This is a genomic window from Streptomyces sp. NPDC021093, from assembly GCF_044333135.1.
In the GTDB taxonomy this organism is placed as follows: domain Bacteria; phylum Actinomycetota; class Actinomycetes; order Streptomycetales; family Streptomycetaceae; genus Streptomyces.
In genome coordinates, this window is sequence record NZ_JBIRQJ010000001.1 from 213,341 (window position 1) to 230,772 (window position 17,432).

Sequence of the window (17,432 nt, forward strand, 5' to 3'; positions counted from 1 at the left end):
CGAAGTCGCTTGCATTGCAGGGGTGTTGGGGTCAGCGGAGGCGGAAGCGCGGCGGCGGTTCGGCCACGCCTTCCATGACGTCGCAGACGTACGCACCCCAGGCCGGGCCGTGTTTGAACCCGTGGCCCGAGTCCCCGCCGACCAGCCAGGTGCGGCGGGTGCCAGGGAGGCGGTCGAGGAGGAAGTGGCCGTCGGGCGACCAGGCGTAGGCGCACTCCTCGTGGGCGGTGACGGGTGCGTCGGCGAGGTCCGGAAGGCGCTGCCGGACCAGGTCGCGCAGCCGGGAGGGCAGTTCGGTTGCCGCGCTGTCGCCCGGCTCCTCGTCCGGGACCAGTTTGACGCCGCGCTCCCCCACCGCCGGGATGCCGTACCAGTCGTGCGCACGGTCGATCCAGGCGGGCCGGCCGCCGGTGGCCCAGGGGCCCACGGGGTTTACGTAGTACGCCCGTTGACGCTCGGTGACGGTGCTGGAGAGGCCGGGGAACAGGGCCGGGAGTTCCGGTCCCGGCGCCCAGACCACCAGGTCCGCACCGTGGTGTGCGCCGTCGACGAGTACGGAGTCACCGTCGGGTTTCGCCTCGCCCCGGTGGATGCGTACGCCCCGGTCCTCGGCCGAGCGGGCGAGGGCCCGCACCGCGCGGCGGGCGAGCAGCACTCCGGCCTCCGGTTCGTGGACGGCGAAGTCGAGGCCCTCGCCGCTCAGGCCGGGGAAGCGGGCGGCGACGGCCCTGCCGGAGAGGAGCTGGGCGCGAATGCCGAGGCGGGCGAGAACGCGCAGGCTCGCACGCTCCCAGCTCTGGTCGGCGCCCGCGCTCGCGAGGCACAACACCCCGATGTCGAGGAGGAGTTGTTCACCCGTCTCGGCCTCCAGCTCGCGCCACAGGGTGCGGGCACGGGCCGCCGAGCGGGTGTACCACTCGTCGTCGCCGTGGGCGCAGCGCAGGATCCGGGTCTCCGCGCTGGAGGGCCCCGCCGTACCAGGAGCATTGCGGTCGACGACGTCGACGGACTTGCCCCGGGCAGCCAGCTCGCGGGCGACGCTCAGGCCGAAGACGCCCGCGCCGACGACGAGTGCCCGACCCCCGGGGGCGCGGCTCATGCCATGACCCTGGCGTCCACGTCGTGGGCGAGGGGCGCGAAGAAGACCGGCGGGCGGGCGGCGACGGACAGCCCCGCGGGAATCGGCTCGGGGCGGCCCGTCCAGACCGGCGCACCGGGAAGTCCGAGCGCGGTCCACAGCCGCTGGGCGAAGCCGGGCATCAGGGGGCCGGCCAATACGGCGAGGGTGCGCGCGGCGCGGGCCTCCAGGGCGAGGGCGGACCGTGCCTCGGCGGAGGTGGGCCGGGTGGCGAGCAGCCGGGACTGCCCGGCCGCGAACGCCCTTGCCTCACGCACGAGTTCACCCAGGCAGCGGACGACCCGCTGCGGCGAGAAGTGCTCGGCGGTCAGCGCCCGTACGACGTCGTCGGCGCGGGCGTCGAGGGTTTCGGCGTACCGCTGCTGCGTCGCGGTCGGGACGCCGGGGGCGGGGGTCCTGCCGTTGCCCACCGTGTCGACGCGGTGCAGCAGCTCCTGGAGCCAGCCCTGCCACTGTCCCGCCAGTTCCTCGTCGACGAGGCGGCGGAACCGGTCCCAGGTGAAGGAGGTGGGGGCGGTCTCGGGCCTGTCGTGGGCGAGGGCGTAGCGGACGAGGTCGCCGGGGACGTGGGCGAGGAGGGCGTCGGCCCAGATGGCGTGGCCCCGGCTCTTGGAGAACTTGGAGTCGTCGAGCTGGAAGAACTCGTTCGTCAACCAGACGTCGGGGAGGTGCAGTTGAGCGTCCTCGTCGCCCTCGGCGCGCAGTGCGTCCTCGTACGCCATCATCAGCGCCGGGTGCAGGACGGTGTGGAAGTAGCCGTTGTCGAAGCCGAAGAACTGCACGACGCGGGACGCGTTCCACACCTCGCGCCAGCTGCCGGGGTCCGCGCCCTCGGCGCGCAGCGCCTCCATCAGCTCGGCGAAGTAGCCGGGCACCATCTCGGCCCAGACGTACACCTTCTGGTCCTCGAAGCCCGGCACGGGGAAGGGCAGACCCCAGTCGGTGGGGTGGCTGACCGGGATGTCGGGCAGGCCGCGTTCGAGCATCGCGGTGCAGAGCTGTTCGAGGTGGGGGCCGGCGGTGACGGTGGCGTACAGGGCGCGCAGCCGGTCGGCGTACCGGCTCAGCGGCAGCACGAGGCGCTGGTACGTGCGGCGGCCGGGGGTGCGGGAGCAGCCGTTGCAGACGGGGTCGCCGAGGTCGGTGCATGCGTTGGGCCAGGCGCACTCCTCGCAGGAGTTGCCGTCGCTCTCGGCGCCGCACTCGGGGCACTTGCCGGTGACGTGCCCCTCGAAGAGGTAGCGGTCACAGCCTTCGCAGTACAGGCACTCGTCGGTTGCGATGACCAACTGCCCTGTCCTGTGCAGCAGTTGGAAGAAGTCGCGGACGGCTTCCTGATGCAGGACCGAGTGCTGCGGGCGTACATACACGTCGCTGGCGAAGGCGGCGCCCGAGAAGATGGCGGCGACGACGTCGGCGTACTCGTCGGCCATCTCCAGGGGGTCGCGGCCGAGCGCGCGGGCTTTGAGCGGGACGTAGCTCTGGTGGACGTCGGAGCCGGTGAGGAAGCGGGTCGGGGTGGCGTCCAGGCGGCGGGCGCGGGTGTACATGTCGGCGCCGGAGTAGGGCCCCGCGAGGTGGCCGAGGTGCAGGTCACCGTTGGGGGTGGGCGGGGCCGCGGTGACGAGGGTGGGCTGCTGCGTCATGGGAGGGGGTCCTCGGGGATTCCGGTGGAGGTCGTACGGATACGGATGCGGGCACGGTCACGGGCACAGGCACGGCCCCGCCCCGATGTCTCGACGTGGCGACTACAGGTCGAGTGCGCCCATGGCCGGCGGCCAGTAGAGGGAGAGGAACTCCAGAGGCTCGGTGTCGCTGGAGTTGCGCAGGAAGTGGTCGGCCCCGTTGGGAATGAGCACCGCCTGGCGGGCGGCCACTTCCCGCTCCTCGTCGCCGATGACCATGACGCCGCGCCCGGCGAGGATGACGAAGACCTCGTGTTCTTCGTGGTGTCCGTGCGGTTCGGTGGCGCCGCCGGGGGCGATGACCGCGCGGCCGAGTCCCCAGTCGGCGAGGTCCTCGCCGCCGTGCGGGTAGATCTGCTGGTAGCGGATGCCGTAGGCGTCGGTGAGCCGGTCGTCACCCAAGTCGCGTATGAGCACGGTGTGTTGCCTCTCCCGTACGAGTACTAGTAGTTGAAGTCGGCGGTGTTCTCGGCGCGTACCGGTTCCCACGGGTTGTCGTGCAGGCCGTCCTCGGTGACGGCCTGCCCGGTGGCCCAGCCGTGATCCGGGTCGCTCTCGGGGAAGGCTTCGGCGGTCAGGTAGTCCAGCCGCAGCGACGGCCAGATGTCCTCGGCCCTGTGCGTCTCGCCGAGGCGGCGCTCCGGATCGGTGACGACGTCCTGCTGGATGAGTACGTCGATCTGGTACGTGGCGGAGAAGGTGTCGCCGACCGCGTCCCCCTTGCCCCGGACCGGGCAGTTCCCGTTGTGCCAACTGCTGCTCAGGGAGCGGGGGTGGCCGATGCCGCCGTTGCCGACGGTGAGCTGCGCGTTGGTGCGTACGAACGCCATGGCCTCTTCGAGGTCGGCCGCCAGGCCCCGGGTGACCAGCGAATTGCCGTAGTGGCCCGGTGCGTTGACGGATATGACGACACCGCCGGGTACCCGCCGGTCGTGGTTCCGGCGTTCGTGCGCGCCGGTGTAGAAGAGCTGGGTGCTGGCCTTGAAGAGCCGTGTCCGGCCGTCGGGGTAGCGCAGCGGAACGGCTTCCGTGTAGACGGTGTCGGCGACGACGGGGGCCTGTTCGACGAGGTAGGTGTCGGCCAGCAGTCCGCAGATCTCGGCGAGTTGGGGGCTGGGGGCGGCGTGGGCGAGGGCCCTGCTGTTGAACACGACGAGGAACGCACTGGATTCGCCGCGCGCCGCACGTTCCTTCCAGCGGCGCCGCTCCTGTTGTACGAGCGCGGTGATGTGCTCGGTTCCGTAGGCGAGGTCCGCATCGCCGATCCAGCAGAAGTCCATGCCGAGGCCCTTGGCCGCGGCGACTCCCTGGTCCTGGCGGGCGGCGAGCCGGCCGAAGAGGCAGGGCTGGTGCCGGCGCAGCCAGTCGGTGAGGGCCCGGACCCGTGCTTCGGGTCCGGCCGTCGGGTCGAGCAGCACGCCGTGCGCCTCGTCGATGTCGGCGCCGAAGCCCCGGTCGGCGGCCTGCCGGTCCTGCGGCAGCTCCTTGAGCAGCTCGGTGAGCCGGTCGAACGCGTCGCCTTTCGCCCTGCCGCTCGCCCTGCCGCTCGCCCTTTCACTCGTCTCGTCACTCGCTCTGTCGTTCGCCTTGCCGTTCAGTGAACTCCACTCCCCCGTCGCACGGTTGGCATGCGGCACGCAGCACGTCGCGGCACACCGCATCAACTGCCCGATGATTCTGCGAAGTTACGGATTCCACTGTCAAGGCTTTTTGGATCTTCGGATTTCGTTGTCCTGATGGACAGTTGTAGCCGAATATCCCCGCGAATTACCCTACGGGCGACAATCGCTTCGCCACACCACACCTCCCGCACCGTCAGCTGCCGAGCGAGTGGCGCATTCCTCCGAATGGCTGACATTGCCGTACAAGTCTGGGCTTAACAGATTATCGGGTGAATGCTGCCAAGGGTCAGAAATCACCACGAAAGGAGCGGCCAGATGGCCATGCTGGTGCGGAATGAAATCGACGGTCCGTATTCCTACTGCGCGGGATACGTGGTTCCGGCGCAGTCACCGGAGTCCGGACGGGTCCACCCGCTGCAAGCCCTGGGAGGAACTCCGACCGAGGAGTCCGTTCAAGTCTTCCAGGTCGATGTCGCCGAGGGCGTGCCCTTCCTCATCGGCAGTGCGACAACGGAAGGGGGCGCCTACCCCGCCGGGGTCACCGTCTCCATGACGGACCCCGACGGCAATCAGGTCGGGCCCAGCCAGACCGAAACCCGCTTGATCGAGTGCGTCGACAACGACCCCACGAAGATGCAGTCGTGCATGATCCAGAACCCCGCGGTGGGCCAATGGACGGTCACGGTGACGAACGCCGACAGCGCCTCCTACGTGTTCTTCGCCACCATGCCGACGGAGGCGCAGTACACCACCATCATCGACACGCTGGCCCCTCACATCGACCCCGGAGCGTCGGGGGCCGCGAAGGGCTCGGCGGCCTGCTGGGTCTGTCAGATCGGCTGCTGGTCCCTCGCCGTCGTCGTCACCATGCTGCTCGTGTTCGCTGCCGGGATGCTGACGGCGACGTGCGCTCCTGTCGCGGCCCTGGTCGGGTTGCTGGCCTCGATCGGTATCGTCGTCAAAGCCGCGACGGCCGTGGTCATCCTGCAGTCCCTGATGGCGGGGGCGGGTGCCACGGCGTTCATCGTCGTGGACAACATCTGCTCCTGGCTGGACGCCTGCTCGACCGGGATCACGGCAAAGATCACCAGCCCGTCGGCAGGGGTCACGGTCGGCGGGTCGACCCGCGTGACCGCTTCGGCCGAGGACGCCCTCACGGTGTCGTTCTACGTCGACGGGAATACGCTCATCGGCACCGACAACACCGGGCCCAACTGGAAGGCGAACTGGGACACGACCCAGTCCCTCAACGGAAAGCACACGGTGTGGGCCCTGGCCATCGGTTCGGCCGGGTCCGCCTGGTCACCTCAGGTGAACGTCACGGTTCTCAACTAGCGGCCCGTCCCGGAAGCGGTTCCCACGTCGGCTCCCGTCAGGGGCTGCTCAGGGGCTGTTCAAGTACGTGAGGACGGCCAGGACTCGGCGGTTGCTGTTGTCGTCGTCGGTGATGCCGAGTTTGCCGAACAGCGACGTGGTGTATTTGCTGATGGCGCTGTCGCTGAGGAAGAGGCGCCGGGCGATGGCCTGGTTGGACAGGCCTTCGGCCATGAGGCCGAGCACGGAGTGTTCGCGTGCGGTGAGCCGGTCGGCGAGTTGGTCGAGGCGTCGGTTCGAGGCGCCGCTGGACAGGAGTTTGGCGATGACGGCGGGATCCATGGCGGTTCCGCCTTCGGCCACGCGTTCCAGGGCGCCGATGAACTGGTCGGCGTCGAACACGCTCTCCTTGAGGAAGTAGCCGGTGCCGCCAGCGCCGTCGGCCAGGAGCTCGCGGGCGTAGAGCTGTTCGACGTACTGGGAGAGGATCAGGACCGGCAGTCCTGGCAGTTCCGCACGCGCGGCGAGGGCGGCGCGCAGGCCCTCGTCCGACTGGGACGGTGGCATGCGGACGTCGATGACGGCCACGTCGGGCCGCCAGGTCAGCAGCGCGTCGAGCGTCTCGGGGCCGGTGGCCGCAGTCGCCACCACCTCATGGCCGTACGCCTCGATGAGACGGACCATTCCGTCCCGCAGGAGGTACAGGTCTTCTGCTACGACAATTCGCATGGGACCACCATCCTCACACGGGTCGGGCCGCCTGCCGGGCTGGTGATCTCCAGGGTGCCGTCGAAGACCGCGAGGCGGCGGCGCAGGCCGTCGAGTCCGCCGCCGGGGCGTACTCCGGCTCCGCCGCGACCGTCGTCCTCGACGTCGACCACCAGGTCGGAGCCCTCAATGGCCCGACCGATGAAGATGCGCGCCCGGGTCGCACGGGCGTGCTTGACCGCGTTGGTCACCAGCTCGGCGATCGAGAAGTACAGGGCGGACTCGATCGGCGGGTCCAGGTGCGGCGGTACGCCTGCCGCGCTCACCTCCGCTTCGAGCGCGCTGTCCAGGGCCAGCGCGCGTACGGCGTCGACGAGGCCCCGGTCGTTCAGTACCGGCGGGTTGATCCCCTGGACGAGTTCGCGGAGTTCGGACAGTGAGCCGGCGGCGGCCGCCCGTGCCTCCCGCATCAGCGCCCTGGCCCGCTCGGGGTCGGTTTCCATCAGTTTCTCGGCGGTTGCCAGGGAGAGCCCGAGGCCGACCAGCCGGGCCTGCGCCCCGTCGTGCAGGTCCCGTTCGATCCGTCGGATCTCGGCGGCCTGCGCGACCGTGGTGTCCGCGCGCTGGGCCGTCAGCTCGTCCACCCGGTCGGCCAGCGCCATCGCGGGCGAGGGGCGCAGGAAGCGGACGGCCACCGGTTCGGCGACGCGCCAGGCGTACGGGGCGCCGGCCACGGCCACGACCAGGCCGAGCGCTCCGATGGCGAGCAGCGCGGGCGAGGGCCGGGCGAACCCGAGTCCGAACCCGAGGACCGCGACCGCGAGCCCGGCCGGCGGGACGGCCGCGACCGGTCCGGCGGTGACCGGGGCGATCGCCGTGAAGCGCAGGTCGCGCCAGTTGGCCGGGTCACGGAGGCGGAGCCGCCACCGTTGGTCGAGGAGGGCGTCCCGGCGGGTGCGCTCGTAGGAGAAGCCGTTCCACCAGTGGCCGGTGGACAGGCGCACCACCGGTGCGGCCTGCCGGTACCCGGCGGGGACCTTCGTGCCCGTCCACCGCGCCACCAGGTGGCGGAACATCCGGCAGACCGGCCGCGAAAGACCGAGCGCGCCCCCACCCGCCAGCAGGAGCACCGGCACCCAGGTCCACGGGTTGCCCGCCCCCCACCGGATCGCCAGCAGCACGGCGGCGGCCCACACGGCCGGCACCAGCATGCTGACCCCCGCCACGGCGCACGACCGCACAAATCCCGTACAGACGCCCGCCGCCCACGAACCCAGCCGTTTCAAAGCTCCTCCTCCGCTCTCCGCCTTCTCCGTCCGCTTCTCCGTCCGGTGTCCCCACTGTGCACCGGCCGGAGCCCGAAACCGCCCTGGTCAGCCGGAGAGTGGGGCTGGACCCACCCCTCCGTGGGTCCAGACGGATACCGCGTCGACCGGGCGCTTCGTAGCGTCGGTGAGCATGGAAACCAACCAGCACACCACGACCGGTCCCGCACTCCTCGACAGCCCCCGCAGCCAGCAGGCCTTCGGCGCGGCGAAGAACAGCGTCAAGATCTACGGCGCGCTCAGCGCCGCCGCCCTCCTGACGGTCGCAGCGGTGGCGGTCAGTGGTCACACGGGCAGTGGTCACACGGGCAGCGGTCGTACCGGCAACGGTCATACGGTGAACACGTTCATGTGGGTCAGGGCGGCCCTGCTGCCGGTGGTCGCCGTGCTGCTCCACCGACTGACCGTCTCCGCCTCCCGGGGATCCCGGCGGGCCTTCGAGCGCGTGAGCACCCTCGCCGTCGTCATGCCGATCGCCATCGTCGGCGTCGATCTGGTCCCGGGCGTCTGCCCGCCGTGGTACGCCGTACTGCAGGCCGTCTGCATGGCGCCCGTCGTCCGGGTCGCGTTCCTCACCCGTGGCGCCGCGCTGCGCGCCGTCTTCCCCAAGTCGCGCTGACCGGGCGCCGACCGGTCCGTCGGCACCGCCGAGATACCGACCGGCGTTCGAGATGCCGGACGAATGAAAGATCGGCCTTACTCCGCGCCACGTCAGGCCGTATGCTTCGCGTGCTTCAACTGCACTTTTTGTTGCCTGTGTTGGGGGGCACAGTGACGTCACAGCACTCCGGTGATCCTGCTGGACAGGGCGGCGGCCCGGACCACGGTCCGGCCGTGCACGCCTTCGGGAGAGCCGTCGCCGCTTACACGCAGGGGGACTTCGCCGCGGCTGTCGGCTACTTGCGCCTGCTGGATCGGGGCGTTCCGGTACCCGAGCACCTCGCCGCCGCGCACGCCGCCCTCCACGCGACGCTCGCCGCGCGGGCGAGGAACTGGGACCGCTGCTGCGACTGGTACCTCGGCTCGCTCGCCCCGAGAGACGTGCACACAGCCGTTTCCGCCGGGGAGTCGTGTGCCACGGACGGCTGCGGCAGCTCCGCCGAAGCGCTCTGCGGCCAGTGCGGCCGGGGGGCCTGTCCCGCCCACGGCGTGCGCGACAGCCACCGGGTGCACCGCTGCGTCCCCTGCCTGAACGGGGCGCTGACCAACCTCGCGCACGCCGCCGTGCTCGCCGGGCGGACCGAAGAAGCCGTACGCGTGCTGCGCTCCTGGTCGCGCGACGGTGACCCTTCGGCAGCGAGCGACCTGCTGAGGAGCCTCGCGCCGGAGGACGACGCCGACGGACCCGACGACACCCGAGCCACCGAGGACGCCGAAGGAACCGCAGGCACAAGAGCAGGCACAAGAGCAGGCACAGGAGCAGATACGAAAGATGTGCGGCGGACCGTCCCGCAGTTCCTCTCCCGGCAGCACGCGCTCGCCTTCGCCCTCCGCCAGGCGCTCGGGCGGGGCGGGCTCGCGGAGTGGGAGCGGATCGGCCGCCTCACCGCCAGGGACGGCACGGGACGCGTGTCCGAGCTGTACCGCCAGGCCGCCGCGCGCGCGGCACGCCGGCTCACGGCCCGTGGGGAGCATCTGCTCGCCTGGGGTGCCTGGCTCCGTCTGTGGCAGTCCCGGCCGTTCGACCTCGACGTGGCACACGGGCTCGGGGTGGCCGCCCTCCGCCTGCTGGCCTGCGGGGAATCCCTCACGACGGGCGTGCGCGCGGCAACCACCCGTCAGGCCACGGCCTGCTGGTCGGCCGTACTGCACTCGCCCGGCCACCGGAAGTCCCTCCAGGAGGCCGGCCGGGAGGAGTTCGACGACGGGGTGTGGGCGACGGCCGTCGAGTCCCTCCGTACGCACGTCACCCAGCTGCTCCAGGACGAGGACCGTACGGCGGGACATTCCCCCGCCCTGTCCCTGGAGTTGAAGTGGCGGGTGGAGTGCGAGGCCGCGAGCCGCTGGGCGGGGCTCCGGCCCGCGAGCGCCCCCGCCACTCCCGCGCCGGAGTTCTTCTGCGGGCCGCTGTATCTCGACGAGGTCGCGTCGATCAGTGCGGACTGGGCCCGACGCATGAGGGAGGTACGGGAGAACATCCCGCTCGACGGCCCGTTCGCCGCACTGGAGACGCCTCCGGAGACACCTTCGCTGGCTGAACTCTTCGCCCCCGAGGCGGCGTTGGCGACCCTCCTGAGGGAGGGCAGGTGGCAGGAGGTGATCAACACCGTCGAGGAGTCTCGTCCCGACTGGCGCACCCGCACCCACGCGGGGCCGGACGCGGGGGCGGCCACGGGTCAGGTCACAGGTCGGGCCACGGGTCGGGCCACGGGGCCCGGCGAAGGACGGCCCGCCGCCCTGGAGATACTTTCCACCGCCCTCGTCCGCCGGGCCCAGGAGTACGCGAAGGGCAAGCGGTGGACCGAGGCGCTCCGGGACTTCGAGCAGGCACAGGAGGCCGGACAGGACGTCTCCCCGTACGCCGACGTCATCTGCCGCGCAGCCGTGGGGGCCGGGGCGACCGTACGGGGGCAGGTCAAGGTGGCGAACACCCAGGCAGGCCTGCTGGAGCGCGCACTCCAACTGGCCCCGGGCCACCCCGACCTGATCCGCAATCTGACCGCGGTCTCGCTCCGCCTCGCCGACCAGGCCGAGAAGGCCGGCCGTCGGGAAGAGGCCGAACGGCGCTACCGGCGCGCCTGCGAGCTGTCCCCGAAGGACCGACAGGCGGCCGACGGGCTCGCCAGGGTTCAGCGGAGGTCCGGGCGGCTCCTCGCCGACATCCTGTACGCGGACTCCCTCCGCAACGCCCGCGAAGGCTCACGCGCCAAGGCGCTCTCCCTCATGAGGGATGCCGCCGCATGCATGAAGGGACTCCCGGACGAGCGGTTCTCCGGGGGGTACGCGGCCACCGACGTGGCCCGTGGACTGTGGCGTGCCCTGGCGCCGTACGACGCATCGGACGAGGCCGGCGTGCGTGCGTACGTGGAGGCGCTGTGGCTGTCGATCTCGTACCAGCCCATCGAGGAGATCTCCCGGGCCCCGGGGAGCTCCGGTCTGGCCGAGGCGCTGGCCGTCCTCGCCGGGCATCTGCTGCGGCGGGACGCGTACGAGGACGTCATCGCGCTCGCGGAACGCTGCACGGGCGCGGAGGGAAGCCTGGAGCGCTTCCGTACGGTGCTGGCGGACGCCCACGACCGGCGGGCGGAGCAGCGCAGGAGAGCGGGGGACAGGGCGGGGGCCCACCAGGATTCGCGGACGGCCCGAAGGCTGCGGATCTCCGTCCAGGAGAAACTCTTCGACCTCGACTTTCCCGAAGGCTCGTGATGGCGCAGACGAATCGACCCGACGAGAACCGGCCCCCTCGACCTGGCGAGAACCCCTCCGGCAGGAACCCGTCCGGCGAGAACCGGTCCCCTGCTTTCGGCCCCACGGCCTACGACGTACTCGGCCTGGAGATCGGCGCCGACGCCAAGGCCGTCAGAGCGGCGCGGCTGAAGGGGATGGCCGACCCGAAGACGCGCAGCGGTGTCTCCCGGGCGGCGAACTCCCTCACCCGGCCGAGCGGCAGGCTGGGTGCCGCACTGCTCACCCCGTTGCTGGGCTCGCTCTCGGAGGAGGAGCTGAAGTGCCGGGTGTCCGACGCGGCTCGTGAACTCCTGGCCGGCCTGCCCCCGTTGCTGCCCGAAGCCGACCGTTTCGGCCCGTTCCCCAGGAGCGATGCGTGACCACACCCGTTTCCCCTTCCGAGCACCCGTCCTCGGAGCCGACCTCCGAACAGGCCCGCCGCATCAAGCAGTTGACCTTCCGTGCCCAGGCGCTCGAAAACCGGAAGGCCGCGACGGAGCGCACTCTCCGGAGCCTCCTGGAAGGGCTCCTGACGGTGGACGACATCCTGACCGACGCGGTGCAGCGCGCCGCCGGCAACGGCACGGAGCCGCCCCGGGCCGTACCCGCCCTCTTCGAGGAGCAGATCGGTGCCGCGCACCGGGTGCTGCGCCAGCAGCTCCTCGCGGCGGGGGTGGAGCCGATGGATCTGGTGGGCAGCAAGGCGGTGCCGAGCATCTCCCGCGTGGTGGCCAAGGAGCCCCGGGCGTCGGTTCCGGCCGACACCGTCCTCGAAGAGCGGGTGACCGGCTTCTACGCGGACCGTGAAGTGCTGCGCGAAGCCGTCGTGGTGGTCGCCGTTCCAGGACCCGACCCCGACCCCGACCCCGACCCGGTCCCGGACCCGGCTCCCGCACCCCCCGCGCCTTCGGCCGCCGCACCGGAGCGGAATCAGCCCCGCCGTCTCCCCCGGCACAAGCGCCGCACCCGCCGCACCCGCCGCCGTTCCTGACCGGCACCGGCCGCCGCACCTGACCGCACCCGCCTGCGCCCCGCCAACCCCCACCCGCAGAACTGGAGTCACGCACCGTGCACCGAACCCTCGGAATCGACCTCGGCACCACGAACTCCGTGGTCGCCTGGATGAAGGACGGCGCCCCGGAGGTGCTCCCCGTCGCGAACGACCGGTTCAGCATGCCGTCCGCTGTCGGGGTCACCGAGGACGGCGGTCTCCTGGTGGGGCAGGAGGCGCTCCGCTGGCTGGACCGGGACTCCGCCCGGGTCGTCACGTCGGTGAAGCGCTTCATGGGCAGGAAGTTCGGCGAGGCCGCGGTCCAGGAGGCGCTCGGGCGCATGGGCGATGCCGCCGCCCATCTCAGCGAGGGCGGGGACGGCGGGATCCTCGTCCGGCTCGGCCCGCACCACTACACGCCCGTCCAGATCTCCGCGATCATCCTCCGGCGTCTGAAGACGGACGTCGAGGCCCGCCTGGGCGTCGTCTTCGACCGCGCGGTCATCACCGCGCCCGCGTACTTCGGCGAGCGCCAGCTGGCCGCCACCCGGGCGGCCGGTGAGCTGGCAGGCCTGCATGTCGTACGGGTCCTCGTCGAGCCGACCTCCGCCGCACTCGCGCACGGTCTGACCCGCCCCCAGGACGCCGCTCCCGCGACCTTCGTCGTCTACGACCTCGGCGGCGGCACCTTCGACGTGTCCGTACTGAACACCGCACCCGGCTATCTGGACGTCATGGCCCTCGGCGGCGACAACCTGCTGGGCGGCACGGACTTCGACGACCTGCTGGCCGGCAGCCTCAAGGAGCGCTGGCGCACCGGCGGCGGCCGGCACCCGCAAGCGCCCCAGGACTACGTGCCCGCCCCCAGCGACGACATCAGGCTGCGCCGGGCCGCCGAGCAGGCGAAGATCCGGCTCTCGGGCGAGGCGACCACGGACGTCACCGTCTCCCCCCTGGGCATGGACGGCGCGACCCTGGAACAGCAGGTGGACCGCAAGTCCTTCGAGGAGCTGATCGCGGACCACATCGCGAAGACCGTGGGGCACACCAGTGACGCGCTCTCGCGCATCGACCACCTGCCGGAGGACGTGTCCCAGGTGCTGCTCGTCGGTGGTTCGAGCTCCATTCCCCTGGTGCGGGGGAAACTCTCGGAACTCTTCGGGGAGGACCGGCTGCGCACCGACATCGACCCGATGTTCTGCGTGGCACTCGGCGCCGCGGTGCAGTCGGCCCTGCTGGAGGAGCTGACCTGCCCCGAGTGCCACGTCGTCTCACCGATCGATGCCGACGCCTGCCACGGCTGCGAGGCGCCCCTCGTCGGTGCGGCGACGGTCGACTGTCCGCGCTGCCACGTCCCGGCACCGGCGGGGAGTCCGGCCTGCCAGGTCTGTACGGACGACCTCTCCGGGCTGGCCCCGCCGCCGCTGAAGGCGACGGTGGTGGAGTGTTCCCGCTGCGGCGAGGAGAACCCCGCCGCGGCGATGCTGTGCACCCTGTGCGAGGAGCCGCTCCCCGGGTTCGCCGGGCTGAAGTGTCCGGGCTGCGGAATGGTGAACTCGGCGGGGCTCAGCGCCTGTTCCCACTGCGACCGGGAGTTCGCCGTCTCCACCCCCCTTGAGGTGACGGCGCTTCCCTTCGGCATCCAGCAGAAGGACGGCACCCTCCGGGTCCTGGTCGAGGCCGGGGAGTCGTACCCCACCGACTGGCACGTCAAGGACTTCCAGCTCACCGGTCACAAGGGCGACATGCTGGAGATCCTGCTCCGCGAGGGCGACCTCCAGCCCGCCCACCTCAACGACCTCTGTGCGAGCCATACGTACGAGATCGAGGAGGACATCGCGGGCACCAGGTCGCTCGTCATCCGGGCCAGGCTGAACAGCGACCGCATCATCGACCTCGAATTCCGCATCGACAACGCCGACTGGCACGCGGTCAAACTCAACCGGAATCCGCTGACGAGCAAGTTCCGCAGCCGCGTGCTCAACGTGCACCGGGACTACGTCACCTACCTCGCCAACTGGCAGCACGACCTCGAACAGGCCGAGGTGCGGCAGCTGGAGGAGACCGAGCAGAAACTGCGCGCGCTGCTCGCCGGAGGCAGCACCAGCGGCACCCTGGACCACCTGCTCGACGACGCGCGGCGCCGGCGCGAACAGCAGGACTCGGTCCGCTGGGCCTCCGCGCTCTCCGCCCTCTACCCGCGCTACGTACCGCACCTCATGTCCGCGGCGGACCTCGCCACCATGCGGAACAACAACGCGGACATCCGCGCGGCGCGGAAGGAAGGAGACCTCCAGGTCGCGCACACGATCGCCGAGGAGGTCATCGCCCTCAAGGACCAGCTCGGCGACGACCTCTACCGAACCGTGTCGGCCCTCGCCTCCGCCTCCCAGGGCCGCGTCTCCTCGGCCCTCGGCCGCCGCATCCTCCAGGTCGGCAACCTCCTGAAGGAAGCGGCCGATTCGGGAAACACGGCCGCACGGGACGCGGCGATCTCCCGCATGGTCGACCTGCACAAGGAGGCCGCCAGGGAACTCCAGCAACAGGACGCCCCCGAACGCCAGACGATCCGCCCGGAGGGGATCAACGGCTGACCCGTCGAGGTTTCACCCCGGCGCTGCACCGCCCCGCACGGTCAGCGGCTCCGACGCGCGCAGGCGCAGCGCCGGTCCCTCGTCCAGGCCGAGTACCACGGCCCGCCCCTCCGTGACGAACCGCACGCTGCGGACCGTGCGCCAGGTCCCCCACACCCGGACGGCCTGGCCGGGCCGTACGGTGATGGCCGCGACCGTCGGATCCACGATCACCGGCACGCTCGACCGGCCCGCCTTCAGCTCGGCCCAGACCGTCTTGCCGCTGCCGCCGGACCGTTTCCGTACGCCCCACCGCTCGGCCAACGCCTGTACGAGCAGCAGCCCGCGCCCACGGGTCTCGTCGTCCTCCGGTACGCGGGCCTCGGGCATGCCGTCACCTTCGTCGCTCACCTCCAGCGTGAGCAGGCCGTCGCCGGATGCGTAACGGGCACGCACCTCCACGAGCCGCCCGCGAGCCGCAGTCACCGGGGCCCGGACGGCGTTGGTCACGAGCTCCGACACGACCAACTCGGCGGATTGAAGGCCTTGTTCGTCAACGAGCCAGTCGTTGAGCACGGCTCTCAAGGTGGCGCGCGCACGCGGCACGCTTTCGGGGCTGCGGGTCAGCCGGAAGATTGTTTCGTTCGGTGCGGATCGCTCTGCCATGACAGCTCCCGAGAGTGGGCCGATGTCGATCAAGTCCCGCCCGACACGCTTGAGTTCGGGACTTCTTGCACCGATAGTGACGAGCCGTCGGCGAATCGCGCAACGTTGAAGGGAGAGCCAGGCGCATACTTCACCCGTTCGGGGATTCCGCAACGCCCAGGGGACTGGATCTGCTAGCAAGGGGCTATGCCGAACGTGAAGCCGTCCACCGTCCTCGGTCGCCAAATCGGCGACGAACTACGCAAGTTCCGCGAACGCTCCAGGCTGTCCACCGCCGAGGCGGCAGAGTTCCTCGACTGCACCAAGGGCAAGATCAGCCGGATCGAGAACGGTCACGTCCCCGTGCGCGCACCCGACCTGGCAGCACTGCTCCAGGCGTACGGGGTGGACGACCCCGCAGCACGCGAACGGCTCTCGGCACTCGCACGCAGGGCCAACCGCCGTCGCCGCGAGGGCTGGTGGCACCAGTACGGTGCCGTGCTCGGCGATGCGTACCGCGATCAGATCGAGATGGAGGCCATCTGCGAGCGCGTCCGCACCTATCAGGCGCAGTTGGTCCCCGGCCTCTTGCAGACCGAGGAGTACGGGCGCGCGGTGACGGTCGCCTCACGCACCTGGCAGACCCCTGAAGAGGTCGAGCAGTTCGTACAGGTCCGCCTCACCCGGCAGCAGCGTCTCACCGGCGAATCGCCCATGGAGTTCTGGGCGATCCTCGCCGAGGGCGTGCTGCGGCAGCAGGTCGGCGAACCGGCCGCGATGCGCGCACAGCTGGAACACATCGCCGCCATGGCGGAGTTGCCCAACATCACGGTCCAGGTGCTGCCGTTCTCACGCGGAGTGCACCCGGGTATGTTCGGACCGTACCTACTGTTGAGCTTCCCGCAGGTGGCCTCACTGGACCTCGTGCTGACGGAGACCCCGACCGGCAACATCTGGATAGAACGTGAGACGGACGTAGCCCGGTACCAGGAACTCTTCGACACGGCCCGCACCACGGCGCTCCCCGCTACGGAATCGCTCAACTTCATTCGCCGTACCGCCAAGGAGTTCAGACCGTGAAGCAGACCCGCCTCCCGCTGCCCGACCTCACGGACGCCGCATGGCGCACCAGCTCGTACAGCGGGGGACAAGGAGACTGCGTGCAGGTCGCCGACAACATCCCCCACCTCACCCCCGTCCGCGACAGCAAGCGCCCCGACGGGCCGGTCCTGACCTTCCCCCGCACCGCCTGGCAGGCATTCGTCGCGCACCTGGGCTGAACCCCGTCGAAGCGGGGCGGGCAGTGCCCGCCCCGGCACCCTGCGGTCAGGCCGTACCGCCCGCCGCGGACTCCGTCTTCTCGGACTTCCGGACGACCTTCCAGTACTGGGAGAACGAGGGCGCGGTGCCCCACATGGAGGTCGGCACCACGTAGACGTCGTTGAACTGACGTTGGCCCTGCGGAGCGAGCGCGTGACCCGGATAGGCCCTCGGGATCAGGGCGTAGCTGTCCGCGTCCTGGCCGATGGAGTCACTGCCGTGCACCCGCAGCAGCTTCCACTGCTGCTTCTCGCTGTTGTCGGCCTTCTGGAGGCGGGGATAGTCGGAGGCGCTGCTGCCCGCCGTGAGGCTGTGGCCGTTCTCGTGGCTCTTGATCAGGAAGTACCCGCTCTCGGAAGCGGCCTCGATGTGCCAGAGGTGCCCCAGCAGGCCCTTGTCCTTCTGGACCGGGTCGAGGTTCCAGATCTGTACGGCCTGGCCGATGTCGTCGTTGTAGTTGTCGGTCTCCAGGTACGTGCCGGTGACCTCGTGGATGAACATGTACGGGCCGGTGGACGTGCTGTTCACGAAGATGCTGGGCACAGTCGGTCTCCTTGACGCTCATACGAACGGGGGCGACTTCGGCCCGGACACTACCTTTCGCCCGGCCCGCCCGAAACCACAGGAATTGGCCACTGTCGCCCCTGTCATCCGCCGCACGGAGGACCGCCTCCCAGCGCGGGCGACGGCTGGAGCACCCGATCGGCCCGGCCCGGCTCGCTAG

16 protein-coding genes are annotated in these 17,432 nt (G+C 70.8%); 8 read left to right on the top strand and 8 right to left on the bottom strand.

Going from position 1 to position 17,432, the window contains the following annotated elements; genetic code table 11:
• Nucleotides 1-31 precede the first annotated feature (31 nt).
• From ACH4SP_RS00955 to ACH4SP_RS00970, 4 genes are all read right to left on the bottom strand, one after another.
• Nucleotides 32-1,099, bottom strand: a complete 1,068-nt coding sequence (locus ACH4SP_RS00955) for an FAD-dependent oxidoreductase (RefSeq protein WP_398408044.1) — start codon at nt 1,097-1,099, stop codon at nt 32-34.
• Nucleotides 1,096-2,784, bottom strand: a complete 1,689-nt coding sequence (locus tag ACH4SP_RS00960; protein WP_398408045.1) for a methionine--tRNA ligase — start codon at nt 2,782-2,784, stop codon at nt 1,096-1,098. The genes ACH4SP_RS00955 and ACH4SP_RS00960 overlap by 4 nt, the downstream gene beginning before the upstream one ends.
• A 102-nt stretch (nt 2,785-2,886) precedes the next feature.
• Nucleotides 2,887-3,240 carry a cupin domain-containing protein gene (locus ACH4SP_RS00965; protein WP_398408046.1) on the bottom strand — a complete coding sequence of 118 codons (354 nt, stop codon included), beginning with the start codon at nt 3,238-3,240 and terminating at the stop codon, nt 2,887-2,889.
• A 26-nt stretch (nt 3,241-3,266) separates the two neighbouring features.
• Nucleotides 3,267-4,460: a hypothetical protein gene (locus tag ACH4SP_RS00970; protein WP_398408047.1), complete on the bottom strand. Its 1,194-nt coding sequence runs from the start codon at nt 4,458-4,460 to the stop codon at nt 3,267-3,269.
• A 300-nt stretch (nt 4,461-4,760) separates the two neighbouring features.
• On the opposite strand from ACH4SP_RS00970, the gene ACH4SP_RS00975 reads away from it, so the two are divergent.
• A complete protein-coding gene (locus ACH4SP_RS00975; RefSeq protein ID WP_398408048.1) occupies nt 4,761-5,780 on the top strand; it encodes an Ig-like domain-containing protein in 1,020 nt (339 codons plus the stop codon).
• A 48-nt stretch (nt 5,781-5,828) separates the two neighbouring features.
• Here ACH4SP_RS00975 and ACH4SP_RS00980 read toward each other — a convergent pair whose 3' ends face one another.
• On the bottom strand, nt 5,829-6,488 hold the full coding sequence (locus tag ACH4SP_RS00980; RefSeq protein WP_398408049.1) for a LuxR C-terminal-related transcriptional regulator: 660 nt from the start codon (nt 6,486-6,488) through the stop codon (nt 5,829-5,831).
• Nucleotides 6,473-7,678, bottom strand: coding sequence for a sensor histidine kinase (locus tag ACH4SP_RS00985; protein WP_398408050.1), 1,206 nt, complete (start codon nt 7,676-7,678; stop codon nt 6,473-6,475). The genes ACH4SP_RS00980 and ACH4SP_RS00985 overlap by 16 nt, the downstream gene beginning before the upstream one ends.
• A gap of 247 nt (nt 7,679-7,925) precedes the next feature.
• Between ACH4SP_RS00985 and ACH4SP_RS00990 the strand changes: the two genes are divergently transcribed.
• The 5 genes from ACH4SP_RS00990 to ACH4SP_RS01010 all read left to right on the top strand — a co-directional run bounded on the left by ACH4SP_RS00990 (nt 7,926) and on the right by ACH4SP_RS01010 (nt 14,764).
• Nucleotides 7,926-8,411 (top strand): hypothetical protein, encoded by a 486-nt coding sequence (locus ACH4SP_RS00990; RefSeq protein WP_398408051.1) that lies wholly within the window; start codon nt 7,926-7,928, stop codon nt 8,409-8,411.
• Between the two features lie 215 nt (nt 8,412-8,626).
• Entirely contained in the window at nt 8,627-11,158 is a 2,532-nt protein-coding gene (locus tag ACH4SP_RS00995; protein WP_398408052.1) for a hypothetical protein, read from the top strand.
• Nucleotides 11,158-11,559: a hypothetical protein gene (locus tag ACH4SP_RS01000; RefSeq protein ID WP_398408053.1), complete on the top strand. Its 402-nt coding sequence runs from the start codon at nt 11,158-11,160 to the stop codon at nt 11,557-11,559. Before ACH4SP_RS00995 ends, ACH4SP_RS01000 begins: the two co-directional genes overlap by 1 nt.
• Entirely contained in the window at nt 11,556-12,170 is a 615-nt protein-coding gene (gene grpE, locus ACH4SP_RS01005) for a nucleotide exchange factor GrpE (protein WP_398408054.1), read from the top strand. Before ACH4SP_RS01000 ends, grpE begins: the two co-directional genes overlap by 4 nt.
• A gap of 77 nt (nt 12,171-12,247) precedes the next feature.
• Nucleotides 12,248-14,764, top strand: coding sequence for an Hsp70 family protein (locus ACH4SP_RS01010; RefSeq protein ID WP_398408055.1), 2,517 nt, complete (start codon nt 12,248-12,250; stop codon nt 14,762-14,764).
• 12 nt (nt 14,765-14,776) lie between these two features.
• On the opposite strand, the gene ACH4SP_RS01015 is transcribed toward ACH4SP_RS01010, so the two are convergent.
• Entirely contained in the window at nt 14,777-15,409 is a 633-nt protein-coding gene (locus tag ACH4SP_RS01015; protein ID WP_398408056.1) for an ATP-binding protein, read from the bottom strand.
• A 186-nt stretch (nt 15,410-15,595) separates the two neighbouring features.
• Here ACH4SP_RS01015 and ACH4SP_RS01020 point away from each other — a divergent pair, with 186 nt between their 5' ends.
• Nucleotides 15,596-16,468, top strand: a complete 873-nt coding sequence (locus ACH4SP_RS01020) for a helix-turn-helix domain-containing protein (RefSeq protein ID WP_398408057.1) — start codon at nt 15,596-15,598, stop codon at nt 16,466-16,468.
• The gene (locus tag ACH4SP_RS01025) at nt 16,465-16,668 is read left to right on the top strand and encodes a DUF397 domain-containing protein (protein ID WP_398408058.1); all 204 of its coding nucleotides are present in this window, start codon (nt 16,465-16,467) and stop codon (nt 16,666-16,668) included. The genes ACH4SP_RS01020 and ACH4SP_RS01025 overlap by 4 nt, the downstream gene beginning before the upstream one ends.
• Nucleotides 16,669-16,714: 46 nt before the next feature.
• On the opposite strand, the gene ACH4SP_RS01030 is transcribed toward ACH4SP_RS01025, so the two are convergent.
• Nucleotides 16,715-17,251 carry an RICIN domain-containing protein gene (locus tag ACH4SP_RS01030; RefSeq protein WP_398408059.1) on the bottom strand — a complete coding sequence of 179 codons (537 nt, stop codon included), beginning with the start codon at nt 17,249-17,251 and terminating at the stop codon, nt 16,715-16,717.
• Between the last annotated feature and the right edge of the window lie 181 nt (nt 17,252-17,432).

What these genes read in the sequence shown, in the direction of transcription:
- ACH4SP_RS00955 (WP_398408044.1), bottom strand. Translation starts at nt 1,099, where the DNA reads ATGAGCCGCGCCCCCGGGGGTCGGGCACTCGTCGTCGGCGCGGGCGTC.
- ACH4SP_RS00960 (WP_398408045.1), bottom strand. Translation starts at nt 2,784, where the DNA reads ATGACGCAGCAGCCCACCCTCGTCACCGCGGCCCCGCCCACCCCCAAC.
- ACH4SP_RS00975 (WP_398408048.1), top strand. Translation starts at nt 4,761, where the DNA reads ATGGCCATGCTGGTGCGGAATGAAATCGACGGTCCGTATTCCTACTGC.
- ACH4SP_RS00980 (WP_398408049.1), bottom strand. Translation starts at nt 6,488, where the DNA reads ATGCGAATTGTCGTAGCAGAAGACCTGTACCTCCTGCGGGACGGAATG.
- ACH4SP_RS00985 (WP_398408050.1), bottom strand. Translation starts at nt 7,678, where the DNA reads ATGCTGGTGCCGGCCGTGTGGGCCGCCGCCGTGCTGCTGGCGATCCGG.
- ACH4SP_RS00990 (WP_398408051.1), top strand. Translation starts at nt 7,926, where the DNA reads ATGGAAACCAACCAGCACACCACGACCGGTCCCGCACTCCTCGACAGC.
- ACH4SP_RS01000 (WP_398408053.1), top strand. Translation starts at nt 11,158, where the DNA reads ATGGCGCAGACGAATCGACCCGACGAGAACCGGCCCCCTCGACCTGGC.
- ACH4SP_RS01015 (WP_398408056.1), bottom strand. Translation starts at nt 15,409, where the DNA reads ATGGCAGAGCGATCCGCACCGAACGAAACAATCTTCCGGCTGACCCGC.
- ACH4SP_RS01020 (WP_398408057.1), top strand. Translation starts at nt 15,596, where the DNA reads ATGCCGAACGTGAAGCCGTCCACCGTCCTCGGTCGCCAAATCGGCGAC.